The sequence below is a fragment of the Pseudomonas phytophila genome (genome assembly GCF_025643095.1).
Lineage (GTDB): Bacteria > Pseudomonadota > Gammaproteobacteria > Pseudomonadales > Pseudomonadaceae > Aquipseudomonas > Aquipseudomonas quasicaspiana.
Map to the genome: position 1 here is coordinate 3,333,237 of NZ_CP081201.1, position 14,198 is coordinate 3,347,434.

General features: G+C 57.0%; 12 protein-coding genes. 10 read left to right on the forward strand and 2 right to left on the reverse strand.

Going from position 1 to position 14,198, the window contains the following annotated elements:
* Positions 1-9: 9 nt before the first annotated feature.
* The 9 genes from K3169_RS15135 (at position 10) to K3169_RS15175 (ending at position 11,845) form a co-directional block, all read left to right on the forward strand.
* A complete protein-coding gene (locus tag K3169_RS15135) occupies positions 10-1,785 on the forward strand; it encodes a DUF2138 domain-containing protein (RefSeq protein ID WP_263267049.1) in 1,776 nt (591 codons plus the stop codon).
* Positions 1,749-2,420 (forward strand): DUF1175 domain-containing protein, encoded by a 672-nt coding sequence (locus tag K3169_RS15140; protein WP_411567000.1) that lies wholly within the window; start codon positions 1,749-1,751, stop codon positions 2,418-2,420. Before K3169_RS15135 ends, K3169_RS15140 begins: the two co-directional genes overlap by 37 nt.
* Positions 2,417-6,991 (forward strand): alpha-2-macroglobulin family protein, encoded by a 4,575-nt coding sequence (locus tag K3169_RS15145; RefSeq protein WP_263272301.1) that lies wholly within the window; start codon positions 2,417-2,419, stop codon positions 6,989-6,991. The genes K3169_RS15140 and K3169_RS15145 overlap by 4 nt, the downstream gene beginning before the upstream one ends.
* A 1-nt stretch (position 6,992) precedes the next feature.
* Positions 6,993-8,612, forward strand: coding sequence for a DUF2300 domain-containing protein (locus tag K3169_RS15150; RefSeq protein ID WP_263267050.1), 1,620 nt, complete (start codon positions 6,993-6,995; stop codon positions 8,610-8,612).
* A gap of 170 nt (positions 8,613-8,782) precedes the next feature.
* Positions 8,783-9,316, forward strand: coding sequence for a hypothetical protein (locus K3169_RS15155; RefSeq protein ID WP_122395245.1), 534 nt, complete (start codon positions 8,783-8,785; stop codon positions 9,314-9,316).
* 147 nt (positions 9,317-9,463) lie between these two features.
* Complete coding sequence (locus tag K3169_RS15160) at positions 9,464-9,892, forward strand: DUF4189 domain-containing protein (protein ID WP_122395244.1); 429 nt, start codon at positions 9,464-9,466, stop codon at positions 9,890-9,892.
* A 32-nt stretch (positions 9,893-9,924) separates the two neighbouring features.
* On the forward strand, positions 9,925-10,317 hold the full coding sequence (locus K3169_RS15165; protein ID WP_122395243.1) for a hypothetical protein: 393 nt from the start codon (positions 9,925-9,927) through the stop codon (positions 10,315-10,317).
* Between the two features lie 6 nt (positions 10,318-10,323).
* Positions 10,324-10,803, forward strand: coding sequence for a DUF192 domain-containing protein (locus K3169_RS15170; protein ID WP_122395242.1), 480 nt, complete (start codon positions 10,324-10,326; stop codon positions 10,801-10,803).
* Positions 10,804-10,912: 109 nt separating this feature from the next.
* On the forward strand, positions 10,913-11,845 hold the full coding sequence (locus K3169_RS15175) for a hypothetical protein (RefSeq protein WP_263267051.1): 933 nt from the start codon (positions 10,913-10,915) through the stop codon (positions 11,843-11,845).
* 1,017 nt (positions 11,846-12,862) lie between these two features.
* Here K3169_RS15175 and K3169_RS15180 read toward each other — a convergent pair.
* Both K3169_RS15180 and K3169_RS15185 read right to left on the reverse strand, forming a co-directional pair.
* A complete protein-coding gene (locus K3169_RS15180) occupies positions 12,863-13,243 on the reverse strand; it encodes a hypothetical protein (RefSeq protein ID WP_263267052.1) in 381 nt (126 codons plus the stop codon).
* Complete coding sequence (locus tag K3169_RS15185) at positions 13,243-13,644, reverse strand: hypothetical protein (protein ID WP_263267053.1); 402 nt, start codon at positions 13,642-13,644, stop codon at positions 13,243-13,245. Before K3169_RS15185 ends, K3169_RS15180 begins: the two co-directional genes overlap by 1 nt.
* 140 nt (positions 13,645-13,784) lie before the next feature.
* Between K3169_RS15185 and K3169_RS15190 the strand changes: the two genes are divergently transcribed.
* Positions 13,785-14,174, forward strand: a complete 390-nt coding sequence (locus K3169_RS15190; RefSeq protein WP_027899973.1) for a lysozyme inhibitor LprI family protein — start codon at positions 13,785-13,787, stop codon at positions 14,172-14,174.
* Positions 14,175-14,198: the final 24 nt, after the last annotated feature.

Below are 14,198 nucleotides of genomic sequence, written 5' to 3' on the forward strand. Positions count from 1 at the left end.
TTTGTGAACATGAGCGATAACTCGACTTCAGCGACTTCCGAGCCAACCGGCACGCCCGTCGTAAAACCTGTCCGACGCTGGCCATTGCTGTTGGGCGGACTGTGTGTGGTCGCCGGTGTTGCCGGTGCAATGGGTTGGCTGATGCTCAAACCCAAGGGGCCGATGGTCGAAATTGCCAGTGACAAACTGCACTTGAGCCGACCGGATGGTTTGCTGGAAACAACATCCTTGAGCCAGTTGCCCAAGGATTTGCTGGCGGTGCCGTTCCTGAAAGACACACTCACCGAAGATTTCGTTTTCTATTACGAAACCCATACTGATCGCCTTGGATTGATCGGTAGCCTGCGCAGAATCATCTACGAATATGACCTGACATTGCAGGACACCCTGATTGAGCAACTCCTCGATCAACCTGCGGACATCGCACTGTGGCGCGGCAAGGACGGGCGCCTCAAAGACTTTCTTATGGTCATGGATCGAGGTGGCATGGCCAAGATGCTGGAACAGTTGCTCAAAGTGCTCTATGACCCGCAGCTGAGTGAAATCGGTGTGGTGAAGATCGGTTCCGATGAGGTGCCGCTCTATCTTTTGAATTACAACGCCAGCAAGTCGCTGGCGTTCGCCTCCTATGGCGACAAGCTGGTGGTGGTGTCAAATCCGAACAAAATCGCGGGGCGTGATTCGTCCACCTATGAAAGGGAACCCTCCACCCTGAGTCAGCCTTTGGGCCAGGAACTCGGAAAGTCCGCCCCGGAGTCGGGCAGCATTTCGCCCGAAGCCCTGGCCGCATTACTCAGTGGCGAAAAATTGTTCACCGAAGCATTTGGGCTGCAGCCACGCGCGCCGCAGGTCAAGCAACGGCTGTCGGTCAACGCCAGTGTTCTTGCCATGGGGTATCAGCGCTTCATTCCGAACTTCGCTGGCCTGCGTTTCGAAATGGACGAGAAGGGCTGGCACAGCTTTCTGGCGATGAACGAAACCGAACATCAGCCAGGCTTTGATTTCAAGCCGATCTGGCAGGCGATGCCCATCGGTGCCAGCGCCTGTGTGGCCTTGCCCCTTGCGGCCGCGCAACAAAAACCATTGCTGATAAAGCTCGGAGCAGAAGAGCCGGTTGCACAGGCGCTCACTGCGCACATCTCTGATGCAGCGGGTCTTTGCTGGTATGCCGATTCGCGTTTGTACACGCCGTTGCTGGTTGCTCATCTGAACGACAAGAACAGCGCCAGCCTGGACGGTGATCTCGGCAAGCTGTTCGGTTCCATGGTCGGCTCCTACGAGGCCAATGCCGAAGGTCATGTGTTCCCGGTGGTCGAGAAGCAGCAGGGCGATACTCATCAGTGGCAGCGACAAGTCAGCACCCGTTTTGGTCCGTATCTGGCCAGAGAGGCGGAAAACCCTGATGCGGTCAGCGGCAATGCGTTCATGAAGGTCAGTCTGGCGCGGCACGGTTCGACACTGCTGTTCTCCCTGGACGACCAACTCCTGGACAAAGCCGTGGGCACCCTCGACAAACGTTTCCCGCCGCTGGCCGACGTGCTGCCCGGCGATCAACTGGTCCCGATGTATTTCAACCCGGGGGCCATCGCGCAACTTCTGCAGCAAGAAACCCTGGGCAGTCTGCCCAAGGACATGGAACCGGTTTTTTACAACGCCGCGCAGACGCATCTGATCCCGAAATTGCAGAAACTCGGTGGGTACGGCAAGTACGCGCTGACGCTGCCCCAAGGTACTGAGCCTGATGGTCAATGGCAGTGGTTGCAATTGGAGTGGAAGCCGCTGTGATTGCTCTGGGTCGAGGCCTTGCTCTGCTGGCCATCTTGTTCGGCAGCCCAGCATTTGCCAGTCAGATTCCAGCGCTCGACGCGCAGCAGTCTCAGGTATTTCGTGCCTGGTTCGTACGTATTGCTCAAGAGCAACTGGCCCAAGGGCCCAGCCCACGCTGGTATCAGCAGGATTGCGCGGGCCTGGTGCGCTTTGCCAGCAATGAAGCACTGAAGGTTCACGACGACAAATGGCTGCGCAGCAATGGCTTGTCCAATCGTTACCTGCCGCCGGAGATGCAACTGAGCGACGCTCAGCGAGGGCTCGCCCAGCAATGGCAGCAAGGCGACGGACAAACCGGCCCCTACGTGAATGCGATCAAACTGATTCAGTTCAACAGTCATCTGGTAGGGCGCGACATGGCTCAGGCCCGACCCGGTGACCTGATGTTTTTCGATCAGGGCGACGACCAGCACCTGATGATCTGGATGGGCCGCTACATCGCTTATCACACCGGCACCACGACACCCACTGACAACGGCATGCGCTCGGCAAGCCTGCAGCAACTCATGACATGGAAGGACACCCGATGGATACCCGACGCTGCCAACCCGAATTTCATCGGCGTCTATCGACTCAACTTTCTCTCCCAATGATCGGTGCCCGCATGCCGCGTATTTGCTCTCTGATTACATTGTCGCTGGCACTGTTGCTGCCTATGACCAGCGTCAACGCCGACGACAGCGTCGAGCCAAGCGGCTATAGCGCAGTACCGGGAGAAAGCTTTTTTCTACTGGCGGACAGCAGTTTTTCCAGCGATGAGCAGGCCAAAGTACGCCTGGAAGCTCCGGGCCGTGACTATCGCCGGTTCCGCATGCAGCCTTACGGCGGCGCGGATATCCGCGTGTATCGCATCGACAAACCCATGGACTTCCTCAAGCGCCAGAAAAACCTGCACCGCGTGGTCAGTGACGGACAGTTCAGGGGCGAAGGGCTTTCCAACACCCTCGCGTATCTCTGGGACAGCTGGTATCGCCAGTCCCGACGCGTCATGCAGCGTGCGTTTTCCTATGAGTCCCGCAAGCAGGTCACCGAGGAAGTGCCTGAGCTGAAGATGGGTAACGCCATGGCTGCGCCTACACCCTACGAGGCCCAAGCGCAGTTCGCACTGATCCCCGGCTTGCCGGTGGTGAGTCAGTTCCGTTACCCGATCTGGGAAGCAAAACCGATCCAGCCACCGGCTGGTGTTGACCTGAACGGCTCGTCCAGCAAGTTCATCAAAGTCGTGCCCGGTAACGTCTACATCCCGCTTGGCAAGTTAAAGCCCGGGCTGTATCTCGTGGAGGCGCTGATCGGCAAGTACCGCGCCACGACCATGGTGTTCGTCTCCAATACCGTTGCGGTGAGCAAAGTTGCCGGTGATGAGCTTCTGGTGTGGGCTGCCCGCAAAAACGAAGGCAGCCCGGCCGAGAAGGTCAATGTGCTCTGGACCGACGGCCTGGGCGTCATGAGCAGCGGCGCGACTGATGCGCAGGGTTTGCTCAGACTGAAACACGTCAGCCCCGAACGCTCATTCGTGATCGGTGAAGACCAGGAGGGCGGTGTTTTCGTTGCAGAGAATTTCTATTACGACAGCGAGATCTACGACACCAAACTCTTCGCGTTCACTGACCGGCCGCTATACCGCCCTGGAGACTGGGTCTCGTTGAAGATCGTCGGGCGGGAGTTCAAGAATGCCCGCGATTCCGTGGCGCCAGCCGCTGCCGATGTTGACGTGACCATCCTCGATGCCACCGGTACTGCGCTGCAGTCGCTGGCCCTGAAGCTTGATTCGAAGGCGGGCGCCCAAGGCCGTTTTCAGCTTCCGGACAATGCCGTTGCCGGTGGTTACGAAGTGCGTTTCAGGTACAAGGATCAGGCCTACAGCAGCGCGTTTCGCGTAGCGGAGTACATCAAGCCGCACTTTGAGATAGCCCTGAACCTCGCTAAACAGGACTACAGCATCAACGAACCGGTGAAAGGCAACCTGACCTTGCTCTATCCCGATGGCAAGCCGGTGGCGAATGCAAAGCTGACCCTCAGCTTGCGCGCCCAGCAGCTGTCGACTGTCGATAATGAGCTGCAATACCTCGGGCAGTTTCCGGTGGAATTGAAGAGCGCCGAACTCACCACTGACGCGAAGGGTAATGCGACGCTGGACCTGCCGCCGGCGTTCAGCCCTAGCCGCTACATGCTCACCGTGTTTGCCAGTGACGGTGCGGCGTATCGTGTCCGGACCACGAAAGAAATCCTGATTGACCGGGGCGCCGCCAGCTACCGGATTACCGCCCCGCAACGGTTCAGTGCTGTGGGTGAAAAGGTTGTCTTCGGCTATTCGAACGAAGGTGGCAGCGAGCAAACCCGCTCGGTGACACCTGCCAGCTATAAATGGGTACGACTGGAGGACCAGACCAGCGGCGGTGACAAACTCGTCGCGGGGAATGAAGGTTTCAGCGTGACCTTTCAGCAACCAGGCACTTACAACCTGACGTTGATGGATGAAAGCGGTCGGTTGTTGGGGGCCACCGGCCATTCGGTGAGCGGTGACGGCGTGAAGGCGGTAGCGGGTACTGTTGAAGTCATTTTCGACAAGCCCGAGTACACCGTCGGCGACGAAGCTACTGCGCTGATCACCTTCCCTGAGCCCGTCAGCGATGCGTTGCTGTCTCTGGAGCGCGACAAGGTTGAAGCCACGGCGTTGCTGTCCAAGGGCGGCGACTGGTTGAAGCTGGAAAAGCTCAACGATACCCAGTACCGGGCGCGAATTGCCGTGAAGGATAACTTCGCCCCGAATCTGACCTTTTCGGTGCTGTACACCAAAGGCGGGCAGTACAGCTTCCAGAACGCCGGGATCAAGGTCGTTGCACCGCAGATCGACGTAGTCATCGCCACCGACAAAGACGCTTATCGGCCGGGCGACACTGTGTCCGTTGACCTGACGACTCAGTTCGCAGGCAAGCCGATTCCCGCGCATCTGACGGTCAGCGTGGTCGACGAGATGATCTATGCACTGCAGCCGGAAATTGCGCCTGCCATCGACCAGTTCTTCCACCACCCGCGCCGCAACAATGTACGCACCAGTGCCAGCTTGTCCTTCATCAGCTACGACGTCGCGTTGCCCGGCAGCCCGACCGCGCCCGGCAAGGCCAATCGCAGTGATCGCAGCGTTAAAGTGCTGGAGCGGCCACGCCGTGAGGACGTTGACACCGCTGCGTGGGAGCCTGAACTGGTGACCGATGCAAACGGCAAAGTGCGCTTCACTTTCAAAATGCCGGACTCGCTGACTCGCTGGCGCATCACTGCCAGGGCCATCGATCAAACAGGGCAGGTCGGTCAGAAAAAGCAATTCGTGCGCTCGGAAAAACCGTTGTACCTGAAATGGAGCGGGCCAACCCGATTCCGCGCCGGAGATAAACCGGATCTCGGCGTGTTCGCGTTCAGCCAGGCCGACCAGCCGGTCAAGTCAGAACTCGTGACCCACTACGCGGGAGCCGAGCAGCGCATACCGGTGACCTTGAACAAAGGCATCAACTACATCGCATTGCCTGCATTCTCCCTCGCAAGCGGCGAGTGGAAGGCCGAGTTGGTGCAGGACGGTAAAACTGCTGATGCGCTGGCCGTAAGCCTGACCGCCACTGGTGAGGGCTGGCAGGTCACGCAGAGCCAGAGTCTGGACGCGGTCAGTGGCGATACACCGCTGACCTTGCCAGCCGATGCCACCGCCATTCGACTGCGTCTGGATGACAGCTCACAAGCGTTGTTCCGCTCGGCACTGGATGATCTGCTGAGCTACCCCTATGGCGGTGTCGAGCAGATAGCCAGCCGTTTGCTGCCACTGGGCATGGCGTATCCAGTACTGTCATCTGATCCGCAAATCAGAGACCGCTTGCGCTTGATCATGCAAAACAGCCGTTTACGTCTGGTGCATCTGGCGGGGCCGTCGGCAAGCTTTAACTGGTGGGGCTACGGCGGTGAGCCGGACGCGTTCCTCACGGCTTACGCTTACTATGCCGACTGGCACGCGAGCAAGGCGCTGGAATTGTCGCTGCCGCCCGAGCACTGGCAACGCGTGCTGAATGTCTATGCGAAGCAGGCCGGTAAAACGCCGCTGTTGCAACGCGCGCTGATCCTCTCGTTTGCCAGACAAATGCAATTGCCGGTCAATACGCTGCTCAGTGGCTTGATGGATGACCTGGCTAAAGCCGGCGAGGGTGCTCAGGCCAATGTGATGGACATGGATGAGGGCAGCATCGTCATGAATGCTCCGGATTCTGCTTTGGGCCTCGCAGCCGCGCGGGTCATGACGGCTTCGCTGGCCAGGCAGAACAAGGTGATCATCCCAGAGGCGTTCAGTCGCCAGTTGCCGGGTGCCCAGCAGCGTCTGGATGTCAGCTCCGAGCCATTCGCCGAAGCCTTGAACCTGTCGCTCAAAGCTTTCGATCAAGAACGTGCGCGTGCGTTGTTGCAGCGTTTACTGCCTCAGCAATCAACCCTTGAGCGTGCTCTGGCGTTGAGCTGGTTGCAGCGCAGCATCGAGCAGGCGTCGCCGACTATCGCGCTGGCGCCAGGCGAAGGCTGGAAGAAGCGCTACGGTGCCAGCGGTGAAATGTACTGGACATGGGAAGGTGCCAATCCCGTCCCTTCATCGTTGTCATTGGCCGGAGCCCAGGAACGCCCTCTGCGTGCGTTGCTCAGCTACCAGACCCGACAGCCTGCGGTGGAGCCAATGCCTGTGACCGTCACTCGCCGACTTTCTCGTCTTGTGCCGGGCACTGAAGCGTTCACCTTCAGCCTCGAAGCCGTGGACGGCAAACCGCTGTCCAGTGACAGCCTCTATCTGGATGAAGTCATCATTACCAGTAAGGCTGCCAAGCCACTGCGCTACGGCATGATCGAAGTGCCATTGCCGCCCGGCGCTGATATCGAGCAAACGACCTGGGGTATCAAACTCCAGGGTAAGGCGGGCACGGAAGCGGCGGCGCTTGAGAAAGCGCGCTTCGAGCCGGGCCAGCTGGGCTACGCGATTCCGGTGGATGCCTTGAGCGGTGAGTTGCGCATGCGGCATCTGGTGCGTTTCTCGCAAAAAGGCCAGTTCAATCTGCCGCCAGTGCGCTTCACCCAGGTCTACGCACCTCAGCACCAAACCCTTGAGCAGAAACCTGCATACGGCCAGATCAAGGTCAATTGACGTGCGTTCACGCTGGCTCTGGCTGGTGCTGTTTCTACTCCCTGCGCTGGCCTCGGCGCAGGAGGACCCGATTCAGGTGGCGTTGAAGGGAGAGCTGTTGTCCCTAAACCGCACCGGGCTGGTTTCGCGAGCACCGCTGCCCGCTGATTTACAGGCCCCGCTGGGCAGTCTGTGGAAGTTGTTTGTCTACGCCTGGTTGGTAGACACCGGCGCCACCGAGCCCGCCTATGAGTGTCGAGGGCAGTCCAAGGAAGAAGTTTATTGCTGCACGGCCGGTGGCAGCATCGGTCGCGATCAGGCATTGGTGAAATCCTGTGGCTTGTATTTTGAGCCTCAGCGTCTCGGCATCTCCGAGTCGGACTGGCGAGCTTATTGGCAAGCGCGCAAAGCACCGCCATGGCTGCTCAGCACTTCCACACTGCAGCCGCAAACCCAGGTTCCCGTGGCGCAATTGCTGGAAACTCTGGGCACGCTTCCGGCACAGGATCAGGCGCGACGGGTGCTGCTTGATGTGGTGCTGGGTGCGGTGGACAACAATGTCGTTGGCACGTTGGCTGGCCTTCTGCGGATCAAAACCTGGAGCTGGTTTGCCGACGACGCCGCTGCGCAACGGGAGGGCGGCTTTGCCGGCTGGACCGTGGATGGCACGCCCATCTGGGCGCAGGGGCGCGGCACCAGCCAGACGGTCTTGCGCAATTACAGCGAGGCCCTGGCGTCGGTCCTGCCCGCAGGCTGGCCCGCCGAGCCGGGACGTTGCGTGGAGGTCGACCTGTTTTCACGTTACCCGATCGGGTACGTGCTCAAGGCGGGCCGCGCCGGTGAGTCAGGCCCCTTGCTGGGCGACTATCGCGTCGAGTTTTTGAATGGCAACCAACTGGACATCCACAGCGACGGCGAACTCTTTCTGGTGAAAGACAAACTCGTCGCCCGGCTGGACCGCGAAGAATATGTGGCGCGTGTGCTGCAACGCGAAGCCAGGGCAGAGCCCGCCGAGGCCGCCAAGGCGCTGGCCGTCGCGATTCGCACTTACCTCCTGCAAAACGCCGGCCGCACGGGTGAATGTCTGACTATCGATGACAGCAGCAACCGACAGCGCGTAGCGCCGCGCCCGGCGAATGCCGAATCACGCGGTATAGCCGCGTTGACCAGCGACCTGATCCTCGTGGGCACTAATGTCACCTATCACTTGACGCAACCGGATGCCGACAAATTGTCCTGGGAGCAAGCGGTAGAACAAGCCAACGCGGGCCAGCGTTACGACGCCATCCTGTCCCACGCCTATCCACGCGCAAGCCTCAGTCGCTGGGACAATCCGGTCGCGTCCTGCACAGCATTGCCCGACGCTCAGGAGTGGCTGCAAAAACAGCGCCGGGTCTGGCGTCAACGGCTCGAAGGGGAGGTGGGTTACAACGAAGTCAGTACGTTTGCCGTATGCCGTGTGGCCTTCGGTAATCCCCATGTCGACCGCGAACGCAACCGGATCTACGTACGCGGCGTGCTGTCGCTTCAAGACCGTCTCGACCTGACCCACGAGTATCTGCACCTGGCGTTCGAGGCGCATCCCAATGGTCAGGATGAAGCGTATATCGAAGGGCTCGCCCGGCGTCTTTTGCTGGAGTAGTACCCGTTAACTTACTGGCAATGGCAACACAAACTATCCCGCTCTGATTACTAGGCGTTGGCCACGACGAGTAAGCGGATAGTACACCTGTACTATCGAAAAACTTCAGAGTGTCGAATATGATTTTTTCACGATTCCACCCATTCCAGTAATTTTGAACGAGACGGTGTATGACAAGCATGATGAATGAAAGGTCTGAGCCGACAGTAAAGCTTTCCGCCCAGCCAGCCGCTTTCAGAGTTTTAAAAAGCGCAGCCACAAAACATGCGCTTGTCGCCGCGCTGCTGTCTTCATTGGTGGGGTGTACTTCGATCCCTAGTCAGGAGCTCAGTAGTGTAAAAGATGCCCAGGGTAAAGATGTCAATGAGGCCATCGCAAAACTTGCGCCTCTGATGGGCGAGCCTAGCGCTGTACAGCCTGACCGTAAAAATCCGGATAACACCGCTTATTACTGGAGTCGGTATAAGGGTACGTTTTCAGAAAACAAGTACATGGGGTCTACTCATGACCGGAGCGCAGGGTATCTTCAGATTACAGATCAATACCAACAGAATACGTGGACGGAACACTGCTACGTCAAGGTCGTGGCTGACCCTCAAGACATCGTAGTGGATTACGAAGTGGAGAACTGTGGTTTCATGGACCCTTTTTTTGGAAGTGGTGAACTCAAAAAAGATTGTCTTGTGTGTAAGCTGGCTGAGTAATGGTTAGTTCAGGGTTGAGGTCTCAGGCCCGCGAATACTGCACTGTAAAATAGCTCTATGTGTCATACAGTTTTTCACTGATTCATTTATTCGACGTGCTGTTCAATTTTTCTTTCATCTCGTTTGCTACCGCTGTAAGGACACTGAATGAATAACGTGCAACGCTGTGTGTTACTGTCGTCAATCGCGCTGCTCGTTGCATGTGGGCCTGACTCCGATACTTCAGGATCGAAATCCGGAGAGTGGGTCAGTACCTGGGGCGCGGTCATGACCTCGGACCAACTCGACAAGGTCTGGACGACCACTAAACAGCAAAGCGCGGACTACGCCAAACAGGATGTTCTTGGCAGGTGCGAATCAGCGGGCGCTACGGATTGCTTTCTCGTCGCGACCTATTCCGATCAGTGCGTGGCAGCGGTCCAGTCAGAAGACGGGAACGTAAATGCTGTTTTCACCGCTGACGATCCCTTGACGGCGCAAGAGAAGTCGATGGGCTACTGTAAGCGCAATGCCAAAAAATCAGAATGTAATCTGGTATTCACGGAATGTACTCAGCCGAGGTACAAAAAAAATTAAATGTTGCGCTTGATTGAATCTGGAGTAGCACCGTGAAGAAGACTGCCCTGTTTTTACTCGCATCGTCTGTCCTGCTGACAGCCTGCGGGCCCGACAAAATCGTTTACGATCTTCCTTCACCCAATGGCAAATATCACGCCCAGGTTCGAAGCTGTCCTGAGACCGGATCCATTACGTGGGGCGAGCAACTGGAGGTCAGCATTCTCGAAGTGGGCGTAGGGGAAGAATGCCATTCAGCGGTGAAGTCCCTCACAGGATTCAAAGCGGGCCCGCCCGGATTGGCAGTCGAACAGTTGCAACTTGAATGGCTATCGGACACACAGTTCAGGGCGTGGTACCCGGGTTTGAAACCGAACGTGGATCCCACGGGGTCGTACACAAAACCCAACACGCCGGTCCAGATAATATATCTGCCGAAGCCGTGACATTTGATGATTGCTTCCGCTTTGAAAACTGCAGCTCTCAGGGCAGCGACTGCTTTGCTGCTGACAGGTGCGCTGAACGCACCACTGGCTACGGCAGCCGAAATAACAGAGCTGTGCGACCTGACATTCACCGGAAACATCAAGCTTGCTGGCGTACCGGTCGCGCGTACCTGGCCGCAGCAATCCAAAGGGCTGTCTTATCTCGATGATGTGGGCCCCGGGATGCTGTTTGCCTACGACTCAGCGGGAACACTCTCATTCTGGATGCGCAATACATGGGTGCCTTTGTCCGTCGCTTACATTGGCGAGGATCGAAGGGTGTTCAAGATGGAGGACATGGAGCCGGATTCTGCGGACTATCACTTGTCCGGGCAGCCTGCCAAATATGCGCTGGAGGTCATGCAGGGGCAGTTTGAGCGAAAGGGGATTGCGGTGGGTTCAAGGCTTGAAAACATAGAGTGTCGAGCCAAGCGTCAAGCCGGATAGCGCAGCTATTAGGACACGAAGAACCATAATTCGTTAAGCAAATAACAGTGGGAGATCAACTATGTTTGCGGGCGTCCCCGGCACTGCACGGCGCAGAACAGCGTGTGTCTTGACTCTATGGCTAAGCAGCGCACTTGCTCCGGCTATGGCGCTGACGCCCGTAGAGCAGCCCATTGATCCCATGGCAGCACTGGAGGATTTCCGCTCAGAGGATCTTGCGTGGACATCGCGTAAAATGCGCGACTTCATGGAGCTGTGGTTCGACGTCACCGAACTGGACGAGCTGCCTTGTGCACCCGCTGACATCAAGTTATCGCCGATCACGACTGTCTGCGAATATAAACCAGACAACCAGGCTGATCATTCAAAGCCGCCACGGTTATTGGTTGGCCTTGTCGGCAAAGACGCGAATACCGCCCGCGTTGTCAGTGTCGTAAGTGAGCGGGCGCTCAGCGAAGCCACCTGGAAGTGCCGTCCTTCGCAACTGAATACGTTTGTGTGCTCGCCTGTTGGTGGTGGCAGTGCTGAGGATGACCGGTTATTTACCCAATGGGGTAAATGGCTGCCCCCCACGGAACGTGAGTGGTTTGCCTGGCACGCGACAGATCCGGAAATGAGGTACATCCAGAGTGCAGTCGCGTCAGGCGGAACAATACCGGCTGATGTTCAGCGATTGCTCTCGTGGAAAAACTGGCAGGGCGAAGCCACGAACGCTGTACGGATCGAGCGATTGGTCATGATCGGTCAGTTATGTCGGGTGCTGGATCAGGCTGACGCTGACACCATAACTCGCAATGCTCACGCGCAATTGAACTATAACCGGTACGCATTGGCTGATCAGGACAAGCGCCGTGCCGAAGAATGGTTGAAGGCGCTGCGTATCGGTGCAACTCAGTCTGCGAGGCTATCTGATGCGACCGATGAGGCATCCTGCAAGCGTTTTGCTGCGCCCTATGGAACGCTGTCAAAACTGCTGACCTGGACAGACAAACCGCAGGAGGCGAGTCCGGGCGTACGAGCAAGTCCCAGGACTTTTCCCTGAGAAACGGGAGACTCTTGCAGGGTCTACGTTTGGTGCGCGAGCGCGCGGCGTCTTGGCGACTCTACTGCAGGGATAAGCAGTTTTTCAGTTGGAGCGTGGTTTGCCCGCGAACCAGTCGACTCGGTAGGTCAGACGCACCGCATTATCGTTCTTCGCGGGCAAGCCTCGCTCCTACAGATCCAATGTTTGCTCCACGTTATTGTGGGGCCTCGGCGCCTGTGGGACGCCTGCTGGGATAAGCGGTTTTTTGTTGGAGCGAGGTTTGTCCGCGAACCAGTCGACTCGGTAGGTCAGATGTAGCGCATTACCGTTCTTCGCCGGTAAGCCTCGCTCCAACACGTTATGTTTTTGCAGCGATGGACACTGGGATCTTCAGGACAGCCGTTATTCAGAACAACCCTGCCTTTATCTTCTGCTCAATGATCTGACCTAACTCACGCCCAGGGGATTGATAAAGCAATGAAGAGTGCGGGCAGTGTGGTGCATGTTTGAACGGGTGTGGATCAATCAGATGTTGTGAATAACCACAATGCTGGCAGTACACCGACTCGCCCCTGAGTCTCCAGTGCTTGTTCCATGCCTGCAGTGGGAGATAAGGTATGGTCATCAGGGCCTACCGTATATTGAAAGGTGAGTCGTATGCGTTTAACTGAGTTCATACGGTTGGCCGTCTCCTCAATGTCGACATCACGTGTGGCCGGTATTTAGCTCCGCCGTCAATGTCTGCATAGAAGACGCCATCAGGACTGTATCAATTTGCTGCTGATCAAACGGAAACAATTCGTTTGTTTATGACTGTCAGGTTAAGTTTCATCTCATCAGTCGCGCAATAGTACGGATGTACTATGCGCTATTACACTGATGCAATCTTGAATAGGGCGGTATAGGTAATTTCCCAAAGACCCGCCAAGGATATCGATTACAGCGACTCATCCTGAATGCGGTAAAGCGTCCAGCATGCTTCTCGCTTGAAGAACAATGAGAGTTGATAGCCCGTGTCGGCTTTGGTCAGTTTGATCATGCCTGATCCGTCCCTTTGAGCCGCTTGGCAAGCGTCAAACCTTGCTCGTGCTGCTGCTGATCGCTGGGCATCAGTGGAAACTGCAGTTGGGACTTGTCCAGTAGCTCAGAGACAGGACGAGGTTCCGGTTGAGCCTCAGGATCGATGTACTCGCTCTGCAGAGGCGTACTGACGAAGGCTTTCTGTACCTCAATGTCGTTGGCGAAGCGCTTCAGGAAACCATCGAAATCCTGAGCCGGACACGCCGCCATGCTCGCCTGCGCAGGTGGTTGAGTGTTTGCGGCGAGTGAGGGCGCGCTGTAAAACGTGGCGGCCGAGATCACCGACATTGCCAGCAGAACGGCTCTGCGGGTTCCCCGATAAGCAAGCGTATTCATCAAAGCGCCTCCGACCATTCTTTGTGGATTGCCGCGATGCGTGCTGCGTAGGCCACGGAGAGGCAGACGGCATCCTTGCACGCGCGGACCAGGGCATCGCGCCACTCTTTCTGTTGCACGCCCATGGGGTCCAGCGCCTTACCGGTCTCACCATCGACCCCTTTGGTTTCTGCCCTCACGTCGTCGACCAGATTCAGCATTTTGGTTTCCTGGGCTCGCAGGCTGTCACTGGAACAGGCGATATCCTCGAGCGTGGTCAACTTTGCACTTTCATCGTCGCAGCGCTCGGCAAACCCAAAGTCGGAATAGCCGGGCGGAATATCGTCGGCTCCGGCATTTGCGTGCAGGGTCAAGACAAGGAGAAGGGCGCTTGTCACGCACAGGCCAATCCTTTTTTTCATCTGTCTGCCTCTTTCTATAGTGATCGACACAATAAAGGGGCTTTCGACGCATTAGAAATACTACACCTGTACTATTGAAAAGCCTTGGGCTTTGGGAAAAGCTTGATTGCTGAAACCTCTCATTGAACCGGATTTAAATCATGATGCGATGCCTGGCTGTATTGTGCGCCGTTGTATTCTCCCTGCATGCATCTGCGGAGGACAAATACTCTGCGGAATATGATGCGTGCGTCGAGAAGTCTGAAGGTATTACCTCCAATCTGAATGACTGCAATAACAAGGAACTGGCGTTACAGAATGCCCGCCTGAATGAGTCCTACAAAGCCGCGATGGGTGCACTCTCGGACGAGCAAAAAACACAACTGCGCGATGCGCAACGGTTATGGGTCAAATACCGAGACGCCAATTGCTTCATGTATTACAACTTTTCGGGCGGCACCATGGACCAGATCAACGGCGCTGGCTGCATGTTGACCATGACCATCGACAGAACCGGGGAACTCAAGTGGTTTGCTGAAACTGGCGAGTGAACTGAAATGCCCTGATGGCGTGTC

Bases quoted from the DNA above. Each gene is read 5' to 3' on its own strand.
- K3169_RS15140 (WP_411567000.1), top strand. From the start codon at position 1,749: ATGGCAGTGGTTGCAATTGGAGTGGAAGCCGCTGTGATTGCTCTGGGT.
- K3169_RS15160 (WP_122395244.1), top strand. From the start codon at position 9,464: ATGAATAACGTGCAACGCTGTGTGTTACTGTCGTCAATCGCGCTGCTC.
- K3169_RS15180 (WP_263267052.1), bottom strand. From the start codon at position 13,243: ATGAATACGCTTGCTTATCGGGGAACCCGCAGAGCCGTTCTGCTGGCA.
- K3169_RS15185 (WP_263267053.1), bottom strand. From the start codon at position 13,644: ATGAAAAAAAGGATTGGCCTGTGCGTGACAAGCGCCCTTCTCCTTGTC.
- K3169_RS15145 (WP_263272301.1), top strand. From the start codon at position 2,417: ATGATCGGTGCCCGCATGCCGCGTATTTGCTCTCTGATTACATTGTCG.
- K3169_RS15170 (WP_122395242.1), top strand. From the start codon at position 10,324: ATGATTGCTTCCGCTTTGAAAACTGCAGCTCTCAGGGCAGCGACTGCT.
- K3169_RS15155 (WP_122395245.1), top strand. From the start codon at position 8,783: ATGACAAGCATGATGAATGAAAGGTCTGAGCCGACAGTAAAGCTTTCC.
- K3169_RS15190 (WP_027899973.1), top strand. From the start codon at position 13,785: ATGATGCGATGCCTGGCTGTATTGTGCGCCGTTGTATTCTCCCTGCAT.
- K3169_RS15135 (WP_263267049.1), top strand. From the start codon at position 10: ATGAGCGATAACTCGACTTCAGCGACTTCCGAGCCAACCGGCACGCCC.